Source organism: Streptomyces griseosporeus (genome assembly GCF_014656055.1).
Classification (GTDB): Bacteria; Actinomycetota; Actinomycetes; order Streptomycetales; family Streptomycetaceae; genus Streptomyces; species Streptomyces griseosporeus.
This window is the reverse complement of sequence record NZ_BNBR01000008.1, coordinates 42611-59563: the sequence shown is the minus strand read 5'-3', so window position 1 is coordinate 59563 and position 16953 is coordinate 42611. Positions and strand designations below refer to the sequence as shown.

The following is a 16953-nucleotide window of genomic DNA, read 5'->3' as shown; positions in this document are numbered from 1 at the left end:
TATATTGAGTGACACGGCGGAAGTTCGCCTGTTACGACGGGAAAGCGCGTGTCGTTGGGAGCATGACGGTCGTGATCCAGATGACCGCCCGCCGCCTGTCGTTGTCGCCCCTGCTCACCCGGATGCGCGACCGTTCGCCCGGTCTGGCCGCCAGCCTCCTGGGTGGCGCGGTCGCCGCCGGGCTCGGGCTCGGCGCGTCCGCCGTGCTCGTGATGGTGCTGTGGATCAGCTCGCCGTATCCCGACAGCGGGCCGGGCGGCGCGCTGCACATCGCGACGGCGCTGTGGCTGCTCGCGCACGGGGTGGAGCTGGTCCGCACCGACACCCTGTCCGGCGTGCCCGCCCCCGTCGGGCTGACGCCGCTGCTGCTGCTCGCGCTGCCGGTGTGGCTGCTGCACCGGGCGGCGCGGGACGCGGTGTACGGCGACGACGGCGAACCGCTCGGCTCCGCGCGGACGGCGTGGGCGGGCACCGTCCTCGGCTACCTCGCCGTCGGCACGGCCGCCGCGCTGTACGCCTCCGCCGGGACCCTGCGGCCCGACTGGCGGGGCGCGGCCGGGCTGGCCGGGGTGCCGCTGGTCGCGCTGGTGGCCGCCGGGTCGGGGGTCTGGACGGCGTACGGCCGTCCGCGCGAGCCCTTCGACAACGTGCTGGTGCTGCTGCCGGGGCCGCTGCGGCGAGCCGTCCTCGGGCCGGCGGCGCGGGAGCGGCTGGGGGCGGCCGGGCGGGCCGCGGCGGCCGGGGCGGTGGTGCTGGTCGGGGGCGGGGCGCTGCTGGTGGCGATGTCGCTGGTGTGGCACTGGCGGGCGGCGAGCGGGTCGTTCCTCGCGCTGACGGAGGGGTGGTCCGGGCGGTTCGCGGTGCTGCTGCTGTGTCTGGCGCTGGTGCCGAACGCGGCGGTGTGGGGTGCCGCGTACGCCCTCGGGCCGGGGTTCTCCCTCGCCGCCGGCCATGTCACGGCGCCGCTCGCCTCCGACCCGGCGCCGCTGCTGCCGCCGTTCCCGCTGCTGGCGGCGGTGCCGGAGGCGGGGGCGGGGACGTGGTGGAACTGGGCCGCGGGGGCGGTGCCGGTGGTGGCCGGGGTGGTGACGGGGTGGTTCGTGGCGGTGCGGGCGGCCGGGCTGCGGTGGACGTGTGGGCGGACCGCGCTGGTCGGGGTGCTGGCCGGGCTGGTGTGCGGGGCGCTGCTCGCGGGGTGCGCGGCGCTGGCGGGCGGGTCGCTGGGGGTGGCGGCGCTGGCGCGGTTCGGGCCGGTGTGGTGGCAGGTCGGCGGGGCGGGGGCGGGCTGGGTGGCCGGGGTGGGGGTGCCGGTGGCGGTGACGGTACGGGCGTTCCGCCGCCGTGGGGGTGAGGCGGCGGTGCCTGAGCCTCCGGCGGTACCGAAGTCGACGGCGCCGTCGCAGATGCCGGACGAGGACCCGGCCCCGTACGACTTCCTCCCCCTGGACCCCGACACCCCGTGACCCGGCGCCCACGTGCCGCCCCAGGGGGCTCCGCCCCCTGGACCCCCGGCCTATGCCCACCCACCACCCGACTCGGTGGGATGAGAGGTGAACGCCCCCCCGGCCCGGCTCGGCGGGTTGCAGAGTGAGCGCCCGCCCACCATCCGCCCGACAGGGTCGGCTGGGAGGCGATCCCCCTGCGTGCCCGCCCGCTCGGTCGGCTGGGAGGCGACCCCTGCCTGTCCGCCCGCTCGGTCGGCTGGGAGGTGATCCCCCTCCGTGCGCCCGCCCGCCCGCTAGGTCGGCTGGAGGCTGGGCGCCTCTCCGCGCCCCCGACCGGCCGGGGGCGCCGGAATGTCGCCCCGGTCTACCCCTCCGACCCCAGCAACCCCCGCAGCTCCTTCGGCAGCAGTTCGTTGCAGGACTGCTTCGCCTCCGTCGTCAGGGCGTCCTTCGTGCACGTGTAGTAGTCGTGGTACACCAGCTGCGCCGTGAAGCTCGCCGCGACCAGGGCCAGGGCCAGGGACGCGGTGACCAGGCCGCTGACGGCGGCGGTCGTCTGGGGGCGGGCGGTGTCGGGGGAGGCGTGGGGCTTGGCGCGCAGGGCGCTGATCGACCAGTACAGGGCCAGCGCGCCCAGCAGCAGCGCCACGTACGGCCAGCTGAAGAGCGCGAAGAAGAAGGCCCACATGCCGCTCAGCAGCGCGTACCGGGCGCGGCGCTGGGCGGGGTCGGTCGGGTCCCAGCGCAGGCCCGTGCCGGGGCCGCTGCCCGGGCCCCCGCCGGGGCCGCCCGGACCGTCGCCGGGGCCGTCCTCGGGGCGGGTGCCGGGGCGTTCGCCGAAGCCGCCGGGCTGGCGGCCGGGCTGGCGGTCGCTCCAGCCGCGCCCCCAGGGGTTGCCCTGGCCGTCACCGCCCTGGCCGCCCTGCCCGCCCGCGGGGTGCCGGGGCTGCCAGGGGCGGTCGGGGGTGCCCTCCGGCGGCGGGGCGAAGGGGTTGTCGTCCTGGTCGCCCTGGCCCCGCTGCCCGTCGGAGGGGGCGTCCGGCGGCGACGAGGGCCGCTCCCGCAGCAGCAGGGCGCCGCGTGTGTGCGTGAGGAGTCGCAGGCTGCGGTCCGGCATCAAGTGAGCGTCTTTCCCCTTGGCGATACGGCTGTCGTCCGGTGAACGTGCCGCCCACCGGCGGCGTTCCCGATCCCGTTCCTCCCAGACGCTACCGTCCGCCTCCGCCCCCGTCCCCGGGGGCCCGTCCGGTGTGCCGGTATCGTTGCTGACGGTCGGCCGCTTCGTAGGCTTCCCCGTATCCGGGAGTCCGAAGCATTCGTACGACCCTACAAAGACGCTTTCCGAGAAAGGGCTCCACCGTGGCCAAGCGCCTCGTCGTGCTGGTCTCCGGCTCCGGCACCAATCTGCAGGCGCTCCTCGACGAGATCGCCGCCGTCGGTTCCGCGGCCTACGGTGCCGAGGTCGTGGCCGTCGGCGCCGACCGCGACGGCATCGAGGGGCTCGCCCGGGCCGAGCGCGCCGGGCTGCCGACCTTCGTGTGCCGGGTGAAGGACCACGCCGACCGCGAGGCCTGGGACGCCGCCCTCACCGAGGCCGTCGCCGCCCACCAGCCCGACCTCGTCGTCTCCGCCGGGTTCATGAAGATCGTCGGCAAGGAGTTCCTGGCCCGCTTCGGCGGCCGGTTCGTGAACACGCACCCGGCCCTGCTGCCCAGTTTTCCCGGCGCCCACGGCGTCCGCGACGCGCTCGCGTACGGCGCCAAGGTCACCGGATGCACCGTCCACTTCGTCGACGACGGCGTCGACACCGGCCCGATCATCGCCCAGGGCGTGGTCGAGGTCCGGGACGAGGACGACGAGAGCGCTCTGCACGAGCGCATCAAGGAAGTCGAGCGAAGGCTGCTCGTCGAGGTCGTGGGGCGACTCGCCCGCAACGGCTATCGCATTGAGGGACGAAAGGTAGTTATCCAGTGACCGCCGAGAGCAACAAGCGGCCGATTCGCCGGGCGCTCGTCAGCGTCTACGACAAGACCGGCCTGGAGGAGCTGGCCCGCGGGCTGCACGAGGCCGGGGTCGAGCTGGTGTCGACCGGGTCCACCGCCTCCCGTATCGCCGCCGCCGGCGTCCCCGTCACCAAGGTCGAGGAGCTGACCGGCTTCCCCGAGTGCCTGGACGGCCGGGTCAAGACCCTGCACCCGCGCGTGCACGCCGGCATCCTCGCCGACCTGCGCCTGGCCAGCCACCGCGAGCAGCTCGCCGAGCTGGGCGTGGAGCCGTTCGACCTCGTCGTCGTCAACCTCTACCCGTTCCGCGAGACCGTCGCCTCCGGCGCCACGCCGGACGAGTGCGTCGAGCAGATCGACATCGGCGGCCCCTCCATGGTCCGCGCCGCCGCCAAGAACCACCCCTCGGTGGCCGTGGTCACCAGCCCCGAGCGGTACGCCGACGTCCTCGCGGCCGTCCAGGACGGCGGCTTCGACCTCGCCGCCCGCAAGCGCCTGGCCGCGGAGGCCTTCCGGCACACGGCGGAGTACGACATCGCCGTCTCCTCCTGGTTCGCCTCCTCCTACGCGCCGGCCGACGACTCCCAGTTCCCCGAGTTCATCGCCGCCACCCTGGAGCGCGCGCACACCCTGCGCTACGGCGAGAACCCGCACCAGCCGGCCGCGCTGTACGTCTCCGGCGAGGGCGGCCTGGCGGCCGCCGAGCAGCTGCACGGCAAGGAGATGTCGTACAACAACTACACGGACACGGACGCCGCCCGCCGTGCCGCGTACGACCACGCCGAGCCCTGCGTCGCGATCATCAAGCACGCCAACCCCTGCGGCATCGCGATCGGCGCGGACGTCGCCGAGGCGCACCGCAAGGCGCACGCCTGCGACCCGGTCTCCGCGTACGGCGGTGTCATCGCCGTGAACCGGCCGGTCAGCAAGGAGATGGCCGAGCAGGTCGCGGAGATCTTCACCGAGGTCATCGTCGCCCCGGACTACGAGGAGGGGGCCCTGGAGGCCCTCACCAAGAAGAAGAACATCCGGGTGCTGCGCTGCCCCGACGGCCCCGCGCACCCCGTCGAGGTCAAGCCGATCGACGGCGGCGCGCTGCTCCAGGTCGCCGACCGGCTCCAGGCCGACGGCGACGACCCGGCCAACTGGACGCTGGCCAGCGGCGAGGCGCTCGGTGAGGACGAGCTGCAGCAGCTCGCCTTCGCCTGGAAGGCGTGCCGCGCGGTGAAGTCCAACGCGATCCTGCTCGCCAAGGACGGCGCCTCGGTCGGCGTCGGCATGGGCCAGGTCAACCGCGTCGACTCGTGCAAGCTCGCCGTGGAGCGGGCGGGCGAGGAGCGGGCCCGCGGCGCGTACGCCGCCTCGGACGCGTTCTTCCCGTTCCCCGACGGTCCTGAGATCCTCATCGCCGCCGGGGTGCGGGCCATCGTCCAGCCGGGCGGCTCGATCCGCGACGAGCAGGTCGTGGAGGCCGCGAAGAAGGCGGGTGTCACGATGTACTTCACCGGCACCCGCCACTTCTTCCACTAGAAGGTCAGCACGTCAGCACGTCAGCAGGACGGCACGGGGTTGGTCTCGGAGGCGATGTCGTTGTCGCTCATCCAGCCCCACCGTCCGTTGTCGGCCTGGGTGTACAGCCAGCGGTTCGGGTGCGGGCCGCCGTGGTTCTGGCCGCCGTCGAACTTGCAGACGAACCAGGACGGGTTGGAGTACATCCGGCCGACGACCTCGTTCGTGTTGGCGCCCGCGTAGACCTTGGCGCCGGTGGCGTTGTTGCAGTAGTACACGGAGCCGTCCCGCCAGCACGGGTTGGCGGCCTGGGCGCTGCCCGCGGTGGTGAGCGTGAGGGCCGCGCCGGCGGTGACGGTGGCGGCGCCGAGGGCGAGAGCCTTGCGGATCAGGGTCATGAGGTGTTCCCCCTGTCGTGAGGTGGTGCGCGCGGTCTCCGGCCCTCCCCCGAGAAGGCCGGAGACCTGTGGTCGGCTCCCACCGTGCCGCCCCCGGCGGGCGGGTGGTACCTCGGAACTCACAGGGTCACGGGCGGCCCGGCGGCGTGTACTCCTGGAGCCAGTGGGCGACGCGGCCGGCGTAGTCGCGGTACTTCGGGGGAACGCCGCCCGCGTCGTTCACCTTCTTGTACGAGGTGCGGTAGGCGGCGGCGAGCAGCACCCGCCGGTCGCCCTTCAGGCCGTGGGCGTCCAGCCGCGGCTCGATGGAGCACAGGTAGCGGGCCATGGCGGGAACGGACTGGGCCGGGGTGAGGGGAGGGCGGGGCGTCTCGGCGGCGGGCACGCCGTCCGCGCGGATCCACCAGCGCAGCACGCCGGGCGTCCAGCGGGCGATGCCGTACTCGTCCTTGGCCGGATCGGACAGGTCCGGGTCGAAGTCGCTCTCCACCTTCAGCATCGCGGCGAGCAGCGCGGGGCTGACCTCGGGCTGGAGGCAGGTGTGCGCGGAGTCGACGATGAGCCGCCGGTAGGCGACCGGCACGCCCCGGTCGGTCCGCAGTTCGGCGGCGCCGTAGCTCGCGGCGGTGTCCTTCCCCGGACTTCCCGAACTCCCTGGGCTTCCCGGGCTTCCGCCCCCGCCGTCGGCCCAGGTGCTGATGCCGTACCCGAGCGCGGCCACCGCGACCGTGCCCGCCACCGCGGCGGCGACGGCGGTACGGCGGGAGCGGCGGCCGGGGCGGCGGCGCAGTGCCCGGGGCAGCCGCGGGGCGCGGGAGGCGGTTCCGGTGGCCGCGCGCACCCGGTCGAGCAACTCCTCGCCCGTAACGCGCTCGGCGTGCGTGCGGGCCAGGCAGGCACGCACGACGTCCCGCCAGGCGTCCGGCAGTTCCGGCGACAGCCGCAGCTCGTCGGTGCCGCGGGCGTACGCGGCGGCCGCGTCGCGGCGGGCCGTCGGAGTGCCGCCGGGCAGCGGGAAGGACCCGGTCAGCACCAGGTGGGCGAGGACGCCGAAGGCCCACACGTCGGCCGACGGGCGGATCCTGCGGCCCCGTTCGCCGATCTCGGTCCACAGCAGCTCGGGCGGCGTGTAGTCCGGGGTGGAGAAGGCGGGCGTGTAGGCGTGGGTGCCCTCCAACTCGGCGGCCATGTTGAAGTCGGCGAGCCGGACCGAACCGTCCGCCATCAGCAGCACGTTGGCCGGTTTCAGGTCGCCGTGCACCCACCCGGCGCGGTGCAGCTGGTGCAGGCCCTCGCAGACCTGCGCGAGCAGCGCGGGACCGCCCGGCGGGCGCGGGGAGGCCGTGAGCAGCGCGGCGAGGGACCCCTCGGCCTTCTCCAGGACGAGCACGGTGGCGCCGTCCAGCTCCGGCCGCCCGGGATCGTCCACGGTGAGGGTGTCGTACATGCGGATCAGCCGGGGCTGCTTCAGTCGCCGGTGCAACTCGACCTCCCGCTCGGCCAGTTCGCGCAGGTGGGCGAGTTGTCGCGGGGTGCCCGTGCCGGTGGGCAGGAACTTCAGGGCGGCCTCGGCGGGCAGCCCGGCGGGCGTCTCGCCGGTGCGGCGGGCGGCGTACACGCTGCCGAAGGCGCCCGTGGCGAGCGGCGCGCGCACCTCCCAGCCGCCGACCCGGTAGCCCCGGGGCACGGCCACGGCGTACGGCTCGGTCACCGCGCCGGTTCCCGCAGCAGCGCCAGGTCGTCCTCGCGGACCAGGTCGAACCGGAGCGCGAGGGAGACCAGCGACTCCTTCTTGCCGTTGAGCCGCGGGCCGCTCTCCGCGGCCTCCGGGCCGGGCTTGAGCCGCAGCTTCACGGCGAGGTAGTCGATGTTCCACTGCACGGAGGCGCGGGAGGCGGCCGGCCACACCGGGGCCAGCCGCTCCACCACCTGGTCCACGGTGGGCAGCGGGGCGTGCGGTGCGCCGCGCAGCCGCGGCTCGCACAGGGCCGCCAGCACCGCGAAGTACCGTTTGCCGCGGTCCAGGGAGAAGGCGGGCGCGGTGGTCTCGCCGTCCAGGCCCCCGCCGCCGCGCAGATAGTCGTGGCGGGGCGCCCACACCTGAATCGCCAGCAGGTCGCCCGCGGCGGGCAGCACGATCCGGGAGAACTCGAACGGCACCGGCGCCTCCAGCCGGCCCGGCCCGACCTTGATGTGCTCCCCGGCGCCCTCGGGGTTCTCCACGACGTACGTCTGGTGCGCGCACAGGTTGCTCAGTATCCAGTAGGCGCCCTGCGCGCGGATCTCCCCGGCGCGGCGGGAGACGCCCTCGTGGGGGATCTCCACGTCGTTGCCGGCGCTGCGCCCGAAGGTGATTCGCTCACCCGGTGCCAGGCGGATCTGAGCGGGGCGGCCGGTGTCCTCCGTGGTCGGCGGAGGTACCACGATGATGCTGTACAAGGTGCGACTCCCCGTGCCCGACAGCTACCGCTGTCAGAGTAGGGCGACGCGGCAGGGCCGTGTCCCCCTCGAACGGGTGAGACACGGCCCCGGAGACGTGATTGGCGCGAACCCTGCGGTGGCGCCGGGCGGTTCAGTAGCGCGGGCGGCGGAACCAGTCGGCGCTGGCCCGCTTCGCGGCGAAGACGATCAGCAGGATGGCGACCACGATGATGACCAGTCCGAGACCCCAGGCGGCGATCATCACGATGCCGGTGAGGATGGCGAAGGAGCCGTAGACGATCGAGCAGACGCGCACCGCGTTGCCGCCCTTGCCGTACTGGAGCAGCAGCACCAGACCGAGCAGCGCGAAGACGGTGGCCAGGCCCAGCAGGAAGACGACGACGCCCTTGCCGAAGTCCGCGAAGCGCTCGGCATCGGCGCTGCCGTTGACGCCGGCTTCCTCCATCGTCTTGTCCCAGATGGTCAGCGTGTAGCCGTAGAGGGCCGCGATGGCCGCGTGCGCGAGTGCGATGACACCCAGCATGATCTGCGCGGCGCGGGTGATGCCGGGCATCTGCGAAGGACCGACGGGCATCCCGTACGGCTGCTGCATCGGCGGGGCGGCCGGGTAGCCGTAGCCGCCGGGCTGCTGCTGCGGGTAGCCGTAGCCGGGAGCGGATTGCTGGGGCGGCTGCCCGTAGGGGTTGTTCGGGTCGCCGAAACTCATGGGGGTCATTCCTCCGTGGTGCGCAGGTGCGGGGACGCGCGGCGTGGTCGGAGGAAGGTCGACAGATGCGGTTGGTCCCCCCGGTACTGCCCGCGGCACTGTCGGCTCATCGTTCTTCAGTTCCGTACGACTTGTCCAGCGGCATTCGCCACGTGTTGTGCAAGTGCAACATCACCGATCATGGCGGTACACAGCGGGAGGGGTCCGGAACGCACCCGGATTGGAACCGGGGGCCGGTCATCCGGGAGGATGGGGCCATGACCGCCCAGATTCTCGATGGCAAGGCCACCGCAGCCGCGATCAAGTCCGATCTGACCGCCCGCGTGGCGGCGCTGAAGGAGAAGGGCGTCACGCCCGGCCTCGGCACGATCCTCGTCGGGGACGACCCCGGCAGCCAGAAGTACGTCGCCGGCAAGCACCGGGACTGCGCCCAGGTGGGCATCGCCTCCATCCAGCGCGAACTGCCCGCCACCGCCTCCCAGGAGGAGATCGAGGCGGTCGTCCGCGAGCTGAACGAGGACCCGGCCTGCACCGGCTACATCGTCCAGCTGCCGCTGCCCAAGGGCATCGACGAGAACCGCATCCTGGAGCTGATGGACCCGGCCAAGGACGCCGACGGCCTGCACCCGATGAACCTCGGCCGCCTCGTCCTGAACGAGCCCGCCCCGCTGCCCTGCACCCCCAACGGCATCCTCACCCTGCTGCGCCGCTACGGCGTCGAGCTGAAGGGCGCCGAGGTCGTGGTCGTCGGCCGCGGCGTCACCATCGGCCGCCCGATGCCGCTGCTGCTGACCCGGCGCAGCGAGAACGCCACCGTGACCCAGTGCCACACCGGCACCCGCGACCTGTCGGCGCACCTCAAGCGCGCGGACATCATCATCGCCGCCGCCGGCTCGGCCCACCTGGTGCGCCCCGAGGACGTCAAGCCCGGCGCGGCCGTCCTCGACGTCGGTGTCTCCCGCAACGCCGACGGCAAGATCGTCGGCGATGTGCACCCGGACGTCGCCGAGGTGGCCGGCTTCCTCTCCCCGAACCCCGGCGGGGTCGGCCCGATGACCCGCGCGCAGCTGCTCGTCAACGTGGTCGAGGCGGCGGAGCGCAGTGTCGGCTGAGGACCCGGGCAACGGCATCGAGGTCCGGGACGCGGTCAGCGCCCCGGACGCCGAGGGGCGGCCGGTGCGCGCGACGCGCCGCTTCCCCCTGTTCACCCGGGACACCGCGCGTCCCGAGGGCGGTGGCCGGGCCGCGTCCAAGGACGCCCCGGCGCCCGCCCGGCAGTGGCCGGTGCTCGCCGTGCTCGGCACGGTCGCGCTGGGCCTGCTGGTGACCGCCCTGGACGCGTTCCGGGTCGGCACGCTGCTGATCGGGCTGGCGCTGCTCGGCGGGGCGGTACTGCGCTGGCTCCTGCCCGGCGTCGGCATGCTCGCGGTGCGCTCCCGCTTCACGGACATCGCCACCTACGGCGTGCTGGGCCTGGCCATCGTGCTGCTGGCGCTGATGGCGCAGCCCGATCCCTGGCTGGAGATCCCGTTCCTCAAGGACACGCTGCACTTCACGCTGGAGAACTGACCGCCCCGCGCCGAGGGGATGTCCGGCGGCCCGTCCCCTCCCCCGAGCGGGGGCGGGCCGCCGTCCACCGACACGCTCCCGCAGGGCGAACCGCCTGTTCAACGCCTGTCAGCGCGCTGTGTCACGGAAGTGACCGTTCCGCTACCGTGTCCGCGCCCTGCCACAGCGACCGCCCGCGGAATCGTTTCCGCAGGGTGGCGCCTCCCCTCCCGCGCCGCCAGGTGCCGTCGCGGCCCGGTGAACGCGAACGCCTGCGGGGACGTACGGGACGGGCGAGGCGACAACGGTGTGACCGGCGTGTCGATGTCTTGACAAGTTCGCGGATATCCCGCTGATCGGTTGTACACCGGGGCTAACGTGTCCGATCGGGACGCTCCGGGACGTCCCACTGGACGCGGACCATCGGGCGTGCAACGGTGCATGCCCACAGCCCGAACGCTCCCGTGCGCCCCCACCCCGGGAACTGAGATCCTTAGTGGGCGCATCCCTGTGGGTAGCCAGACGGGGACTCGGCAGAGGGCGTCATGCGCGGGGGAGAAGACAGCACGTATGGGGGGAAGAGGGGGATGCAATGCCTCGTTGGAGGGCCTTGCCGGATGATCTGGATCCGCAGGTCAGGGAGTTCGCCAGTCAGCTGAGGCGGCTGGTGGACCGCAGTGGCCTGGGCATCGCGGCGCTGGCCGACCGCACGGGCTACAGCAAGACGTCCTGGGAGCGTTACCTGAACGGGCGGCTCCTCGCGCCCAAGGGCGCGATCGTCGCGCTGGCCGAGGTGACCGGGACCAATCCCATCCATCTGACGACGATGTGGGAGCTGGCCGAGCGCGCCTGGAGCCGCTCGGAGATGCGGCACGACATGACCATGGAGGCCATCCGGATATCCCAGGCGCGGGCCGCGCTCGGGGAGTTCGGCGGGGCCGGCGCCGCCGGCGCGCAGCCGGGCGGCAGAACGGCCCGCAGGAGCGGCAGCGCGACGGCCGTACCCGGCGTGGCGGGCCCCGCGGGCGTGGCCCCGACGGTGCCGCCGCAGCCGACGGCACCGGACGCGGACGCGCGGGAGGCGCGTGAGGCACGAGAGGCGCGGGCCGCCGCACGGGACGCCGTGACCGACGCGCGCCCGGGCACCGGCGCGGACTCCGCCGCCTCCCCGGACGGCTCGGGGCCCAACTCCTGGGGCATCGCCGGGTATCAGGGACCGGCACCCAAGGGCCCGCTGGCCGGACCCGGGGCCGGGGCCGGAGGGGGGACCGGGCCCGGCGCCGGAACGGGAGCCGGTGCACCGCACGCCGCCCCGGGGGCGTACGGCGAACCGCCGCGCGTCCCGCGCCCCGCGGACGCCGGCTCGGGCAGCGGCAAGCGGCGGCTGGTGATGTTCCTCGCCGGTGCCGTCGGCGTGCTCGTCGTGATCGCCGGGGTGTTCTACGTCACCGGCGACGGCGGCGGCAAGGACAAGGCGAAGGCCCCCACGCCGTCCCCGACCGTCAGCACGAACGTCCAGCTGCCGCCGGGCGTCAAGTGCAGCGGCGCCACCTGCACCGGCAAGGACGCCGAGGCCATGGGGTGCAGCGGCGACCTCGTCACCACCGCCAAGACCGCCACCGTCGGCACCACCGTCGTCGAGGTCCGCTACAGCAAGACCTGCGGCACGGCCTGGGGCCGCGTCACCCGGGCGGCACAGGGCGACACGGTTGAGGTCCGCGCGGGCACGGCCCGGCAGACCGGCTCCATCACCGCCGCCGGGGACACCATCGCCTACACCCCGATGGTGGCCGTGAAGGACGCGGGCGAGGCCACGGCGTGCGCCACGCTGGCGTCCGGCCGCAAGGGGTGCACCCCCTGACCCGCTGAAAGTAATTCCGGTACGGCACGCATGACTCCGGCGATACGGGGCACGCGAACCGTACCCCCACGGGAGTCCGGCAACGGAACCCCCACCGGCGGCCGCCACGTCCCTCCTCTCCCGGACCGGCGGCCGCCCCGCTTTTTCCCACCCGTTTTCCCGTCCCGTCGCACGTCAACCACGTCACCCGGGAGGCGGGCTGTGGGGTGGGCCACACGGACCCGGCCGTCCGGGATGCCGGATGCGCGATAGCCTGACCCGCGGATATCTCTTGACGCCGAGAGATCGATCATCCGAACCCCCGGGGCAGGGACGCCCCACCGCCAGCTGTCATACGGAGAACGCCATGACCCGCACTCCCGTGAACGTCACCGTCACCGGCGCGGCCGGCCAGATCGGTTACGCCCTGCTCTTCCGCATCGCCTCCGGCCAGCTGCTCGGCGCGGACGTGCCGGTCAAGCTGCGCCTCCTGGAGATCACCCCGGCCCTGAAGGCCGCCGAGGGCACCGCGATGGAGCTGGACGACTGCGCGTTCCCCCTGCTCCAGGGCATCGACATCACCGACGACCCGAACGTCGCCTTCGACGGCACCAACGTCGCCCTCCTCGTCGGCGCCCGCCCCCGCACCAAGGGCATGGAGCGCGGTGACCTGCTGGAGGCCAACGGCGGCATCTTCAAGCCGCAGGGCAAGGCCATCAACGACCACGCCGCGGACGACGTCAAGGTCCTCGTCGTCGGCAACCCGGCCAACACCAACGCGCTCATCGCGCAGGCCGCCGCGCCGGACGTACCGGCCGAGCGCTTCACCGCGATGACCCGCCTCGACCACAACCGCGCGCTGACCCAGCTCGCGAAGAAGGCCGGCGTCACCGTCTCCGACATCTCCCGCCTGACCATCTGGGGCAACCACTCCGCCACCCAGTACCCGGACATCTTCAACGCCCGGATCGGCGGCAAGTCGGCGGCCGAGGTCGTCAACGACGAGAAGTGGCTGGCCGAGGACTTCATCCCGACCGTCGCCAAGCGCGGCGCCGCCATCATCGAGGCCCGCGGCGCCTCGTCGGCCGCGTCGGCCGCCAACGCCGCCATCGACCACGTGTACACGTGGGTCAACGGCACCGCCGAGGGCGACTGGACCTCCATGGCCGTCCCGTCCGACGGTTCCTACGGTGTGCCGGAGGGCCTGATCTCCTCCTTCCCGGTCACCACCAAGGACGGCCAGTACGAGATCGTCCAGGGCCTGGACATCAACGAGTTCTCCCGCACCCGCATCGACGCCTCCGTCCAGGAGCTGTCGGAGGAGCGCGAGGCGGTCCGTTCCCTCGGCCTGATCTGACGCACCCCGCGGTTCGTCACGAGGCTGCACGGGCCCCGTTCCGGTTTCTTCCGGAACGGGGCCCGTGGCCGTTTTCGCCGCTACCGTCGAAGTGTCCCGTGCAGGGGTGATCGGGGTGATTCCGGGGGGCTCGCGATGGCGATGAGCGGCTGGGGCGCACACGACGGACACGACAGACACGACAGGCACGACGGAGGCGAGGGACGCGACGGCCACGGCGGTCACGGCGGGCACGGCGGTTACGGCGGTTACGGCGCCGGAGGCTCCGGCCCGGCTCACGGGCCGAGCGAGGAGAGCGGCCGGGCGGCGTGGCAGACGGGCCAACCGGACCCGCCGGCCTGGGCCTCCGCCGAGACGCAGGTCGGCGGGGTGTACCCGGCGGCCTGGACACCGCCGCCGCTCCCCCCGTCCCCACCGCCCTCCGGGCCGGTGGGCCGCAGCCACACCCGTGGCCTGCTCACCGCGCTCGCCGTCGCCGCCGTCCTCGGGGTCGGCGCGGGCGGCGGCGCCTGGTACCTGACCAGGGACGACACACCGGCGACGGCCGCCGCGCCCACCCCCGCCACCCCGTCGGCCTCCCCGCGCGCCGCCACCCCGCCGGTCCCTCCGACATCGCCGTCACAGTCGCCGTCACCGTCCCGGCGGTCCGGCTACCGCCACGCCCAGGACCCCGTCGGCTACGCCCTCGACGTGCCCGAGGGCTGGACCCGGCGGCAGAAGCAGGGGGAGAAGGCGCCGGTGGTGTTCTACGACTCCCCGGGCGACGGGCGCCAGTTGCAGATCTTCGCCCTCTCCGAGCCGACCCCGGCCGACTCGCTCGACCTCGCGGAGAACGACCCCGGCTACGGCTTCTCCGCCCAGCCCGGCTACCGCCCCCTGGACCGGGCGACGGGCGCCGGCTGGGCGGAGCTGACCTACCGCTACGACGACGCGGACAAGGGCGCCCGCCAGGTGATCGACCACCGCTTCCGGGCCGCCGACGGCACCCTGTACGCGATCCGCGCGGCCGGTCCGGAGGACGTCCCCCTCGCCCGCGTCCGCGCACCGCTGACGGCGGCCCTGGCGTCGTTCTGCCCGCAGGACGCGGCGGAGTGCGCGAGCTGAGCCGACGGCACGTCAGGCGGTCGGCGTCCGCCGGCGCCCCGCCTTCCCGGCGGCGGTCGGCCCCGTCCCGTCCGGCGCGCCCATCGCACCCGGTGCCGCCGTCCTCGCCGTGTCCGCCGTACGTGCCGTCGCCGTCGCCGTCCCTTTCCCCGCGCCCCCGTGCCCCGTCACCACGACCACCGTCGCCGCCAGGACCACCACGGCGACCGTGCGCAGGGCCGGGCCCATGCCGTGGGTGAGGTCGGGGTGGGCGGACAGGATCGTGCCGGTGACGGCGACGCCGAGGGCCGCGCCCAGTTCGCGGGCGGAGGTGCCGAGGCCGGAGCCCAGGCCGGCCTGGTGCGGCGGCAGCGAGGTGACGACGCCGAGCGTCAGCGCGGGCATCGACAGCCCCATGCCGGCCGAGATGACCAGCAGCCAGCACGCGTACAGCGGGTACGGCGTGCCCGCGTCCGCCGTGGACACGCCCAGCAGGCCGAGTCCGATGAGGGCCAGACCGCCGCCGATCACCGGCCGCGGGTACGGCGCCCAGCGCGCCGCCAGCCTCGGCACCAGGGTCATCCCGGCGACGAGCGGGGTGATCGCGACGCCGGTCAGGGCGGCGCCGTAGCCCTTGACTCCTTGCAGGTACTGGGAGTTGACGTAGAAGAGGGCGAACAGGCCGAAGAAGCCGGTCGCCATGCCGAGGGTGACCGCGCGCAGCCGGGGCGCGGCGAACACCCGCGGGTCGAACAGCGCGGTGCGCGAGCGCAGGGCGTGCCCGGTGAAGGCGGCGACGAGCAGCCCGCCCGCAGCGAAGGCCGTGAGGATGTCCGGCGAGGTCCAGCCGTGCTCCGGGCCCTCGATGATGCCGAACAGGACGGCGACCAGACCGCCGGTCAGCAGGACGGTGCCCAGCGGGTCGAGGTTGCTGTGCGGGGAGCGGGCGGTACGCGGCACCGTGACCGCCACGGCGAGGGCGAGCAGCGCGGAGAGCGGGAGCATGAGCGCGAACAGCGCGCGCCAGCTCAGGAACTGCCCTGCCAGGCCGCCGCCGAGGTTGCCGGCCAGGCCGCCCAGGCCGATCGCCAGCGTCCAGGAGGCCATGGCCCGCGCCCGGCGCTCGGGCCCGGCCAGCTGGACCATGACCGACATGGTCGCGGGCATGATGAGGGCCGCGCCGGCCCCGGAGACGCCCCGCCCGGCGATGAGCAGCGCGGGCTGCGGGGCGAGAGCGCTGGTGGCGGCGCCCGCGGCGAACAGCGCGAGCCCGGCTAGCAGGGCCCCCTTGCGGCCGTACCGGTCGCCGAGCGCGCCCGCGGGGACGAGGAGGCCGGCGAAGACGATGACGTAGGCGTCGACGGTCCACAGCAGCTGGGTGTGCGAGGGGTGCGGCGAGGACGCGGCCAGCTGCGGGATGAGCAGGTTGACGGCGGCGACCATGCTCTGCGCGACGAGCACACAGGCGCACAGCACGAGCACCACCGGACGGGTCAGGACGGGCGTCGGGGCAGGCGAGGGCAAGGCTCCTCCCGGAGTTGGTGGGTGGTGGGGATGCCCTGTCACCGTAGGCTCGGCCGCGTCCTTACCTCCAGTGCAACCTTTGCAGGAGACAGTTGCGCATGACGCAATCCATGGCCGCCGGTCCCGTCCCCGGCATCGACCTGAACCTGCTGCTCGCCCTCGACGTCCTGCTGGAGGAGCAGAGCGTGCAGGGCGCCGCCCGCCGGCTGCACCTGTCCGAGCCCGCGATGAGCCGCACCCTCGGCCGGATCCGCAAGGCGCTCGGCGACCCGGTGCTGGTGCGGGCCGGTCGCCGGATGGTGCCGACCCCGCGCGCCCTCGCCGTACGCGCCGAGGTGAGCGCGGTCGTGGAGCGGGCCCGCGCCCTGTTCGCACCCGCCGACACCGACCTCGGCACGGTCCGCCGCACCTTCACGATCCTCGGCCACGACGCCGTCGCCGCCTCCCACGGCCCCGCCCTGTACGCCCGGGCCGCCGCCGAGGCCCCCGGCATCCGCATCCGCTTCCTCGGCGAGGCCCTCGGCGACGCGCCGTTCCTGCGCGACGGCACCGCCGACCTGGAGGTGGGCGTCCTGGACACGGTGGCGCCCGAGGTGCGCCGGGAGGACCTGGGCGAGGACCGCATGGTCGGCGTCGTACGGGCGGGACACCCGTTGCTGGACGGCGAGTTGACCCCCGAGCGGTTCGCGGACGCCGACCACCTGTGCGTCTCCCGGCGCGGCCGGCTGCACGGGCCCGTCGACGCCGCGCTCGCCGGACTGGGCCTGGCCCGGCGGGTGGTGGGCAGCGTCAGCACCTTCCCGGCCTCACTGTTCGTCCTGCGCGAGACCGACCTCGTGGGCCTGATCTCCTCCTGGGGCCTGCCCCTCGCCCGCGCCCTGGGCCTGGTCACCTTCGACGTGCCGCTGCACCTGCCGCCGCTGTGCCTGGGCCTCGCCTGGCACCCGCGCCACGACGCCGACCCGGCGCACGCCTGGCTGCGCGGCGCGGTCCGGGACGTCCTCACGGCGCCGCATTCCGCTTCCACCGCACCAACTGCCCCTCTATGCTGATCGTTTGCCGACCTGCCGTCGGCCCTCTGTTTTCCCACGCATCGGG

15 protein-coding genes are annotated in these 16953 nt (G+C 74.2%); 9 read left to right on the top strand and 6 right to left on the bottom strand.

Going from position 1 to position 16953, the window contains the following annotated elements; translation table 11 throughout:
• Positions 1-62 precede the first annotated feature (62 nt).
• Entirely contained in the window at positions 63-1463 is a 1401-nt protein-coding gene (locus IE308_RS31665; RefSeq protein WP_229909286.1) for a cell division protein PerM, read from the top strand.
• A gap of 346 nt (positions 1464-1809) precedes the next feature.
• Here IE308_RS31665 and IE308_RS31660 read toward each other — a convergent pair whose 3' ends face one another.
• Complete coding sequence (locus IE308_RS31660; protein WP_190220544.1) at positions 1810-2562, bottom strand: hypothetical protein; 753 nt, start codon at positions 2560-2562, stop codon at positions 1810-1812.
• A gap of 242 nt (positions 2563-2804) precedes the next feature.
• Here IE308_RS31660 and purN point away from each other — a divergent pair, with 242 nt between their 5' ends.
• Both purN and purH read left to right on the top strand, forming a co-directional pair.
• Entirely contained in the window at positions 2805-3419 is a 615-nt protein-coding gene (gene purN, locus IE308_RS31655; protein ID WP_110629911.1) for a phosphoribosylglycinamide formyltransferase, read from the top strand.
• On the top strand, positions 3416-4978 hold the full coding sequence (purH, locus tag IE308_RS31650; protein WP_190220543.1) for a bifunctional phosphoribosylaminoimidazolecarboxamide formyltransferase/IMP cyclohydrolase: 1563 nt from the start codon (positions 3416-3418) through the stop codon (positions 4976-4978). Before purN ends, purH begins: the two co-directional genes overlap by 4 nt.
• 20 nt (positions 4979-4998) lie before the next feature.
• Here purH and IE308_RS31645 read toward each other — a convergent pair whose 3' ends face one another.
• From IE308_RS31645 to IE308_RS31630, 4 genes are all read right to left on the bottom strand, one after another.
• Positions 4999-5355 carry a hypothetical protein gene (locus IE308_RS31645; RefSeq protein WP_229909284.1) on the bottom strand — a complete coding sequence of 119 codons (357 nt, stop codon included), beginning with the start codon at positions 5353-5355 and terminating at the stop codon, positions 4999-5001.
• Between the two features lie 127 nt (positions 5356-5482).
• Positions 5483-7066, bottom strand: coding sequence for a protein kinase domain-containing protein (locus IE308_RS31640; protein ID WP_190220542.1), 1584 nt, complete (start codon positions 7064-7066; stop codon positions 5483-5485).
• A complete protein-coding gene (locus IE308_RS31635) occupies positions 7063-7794 on the bottom strand; it encodes an FHA domain-containing protein (RefSeq protein ID WP_190220541.1) in 732 nt (243 codons plus the stop codon). Before IE308_RS31635 ends, IE308_RS31640 begins: the two co-directional genes overlap by 4 nt.
• A gap of 133 nt (positions 7795-7927) precedes the next feature.
• Positions 7928-8503: a hypothetical protein gene (locus IE308_RS31630; RefSeq protein ID WP_190220540.1), complete on the bottom strand. Its 576-nt coding sequence runs from the start codon at positions 8501-8503 to the stop codon at positions 7928-7930.
• Positions 8504-8760: 257 nt separating this feature from the next.
• Between IE308_RS31630 and IE308_RS31625 the strand changes: the two genes are divergently transcribed.
• The 5 genes from IE308_RS31625 to IE308_RS31605 all read left to right on the top strand — a co-directional run bounded on the left by IE308_RS31625 (position 8761) and on the right by IE308_RS31605 (position 14352).
• The gene (locus tag IE308_RS31625; protein ID WP_110629916.1) at positions 8761-9615 is read left to right on the top strand and encodes a bifunctional methylenetetrahydrofolate dehydrogenase/methenyltetrahydrofolate cyclohydrolase; all 855 of its coding nucleotides are present in this window, start codon (positions 8761-8763) and stop codon (positions 9613-9615) included.
• Positions 9605-10072 (top strand): DUF3017 domain-containing protein, encoded by a 468-nt coding sequence (locus tag IE308_RS31620; protein ID WP_110629917.1) that lies wholly within the window; start codon positions 9605-9607, stop codon positions 10070-10072. Before IE308_RS31625 ends, IE308_RS31620 begins: the two co-directional genes overlap by 11 nt.
• Before the next feature lie 589 nt (positions 10073-10661).
• A complete protein-coding gene (locus tag IE308_RS31615; protein WP_229909282.1) occupies positions 10662-11912 on the top strand; it encodes a helix-turn-helix domain-containing protein in 1251 nt (416 codons plus the stop codon).
• 346 nt (positions 11913-12258) lie between these two features.
• Complete coding sequence (locus IE308_RS31610; RefSeq protein WP_110629919.1) at positions 12259-13248, top strand: malate dehydrogenase; 990 nt, start codon at positions 12259-12261, stop codon at positions 13246-13248.
• A 429-nt stretch (positions 13249-13677) separates the two neighbouring features.
• On the top strand, positions 13678-14352 hold the full coding sequence (locus IE308_RS31605; RefSeq protein WP_190220538.1) for a serine/threonine kinase C-terminal domain-containing protein: 675 nt from the start codon (positions 13678-13680) through the stop codon (positions 14350-14352).
• A 12-nt stretch (positions 14353-14364) separates the two neighbouring features.
• Here the strand turns inward: IE308_RS31605 and IE308_RS31600 are convergent, their stop codons facing one another.
• On the bottom strand, positions 14365-15855 hold the full coding sequence (locus IE308_RS31600) for an MFS transporter (protein WP_229909280.1): 1491 nt from the start codon (positions 15853-15855) through the stop codon (positions 14365-14367).
• A 98-nt stretch (positions 15856-15953) separates the two neighbouring features.
• On the opposite strand from IE308_RS31600, the gene IE308_RS31595 reads away from it, so the two are divergent.
• Complete coding sequence (locus tag IE308_RS31595) at positions 15954-16907, top strand: LysR family transcriptional regulator (protein ID WP_190220536.1); 954 nt, start codon at positions 15954-15956, stop codon at positions 16905-16907.
• Positions 16908-16953 lie beyond the last annotated feature (46 nt).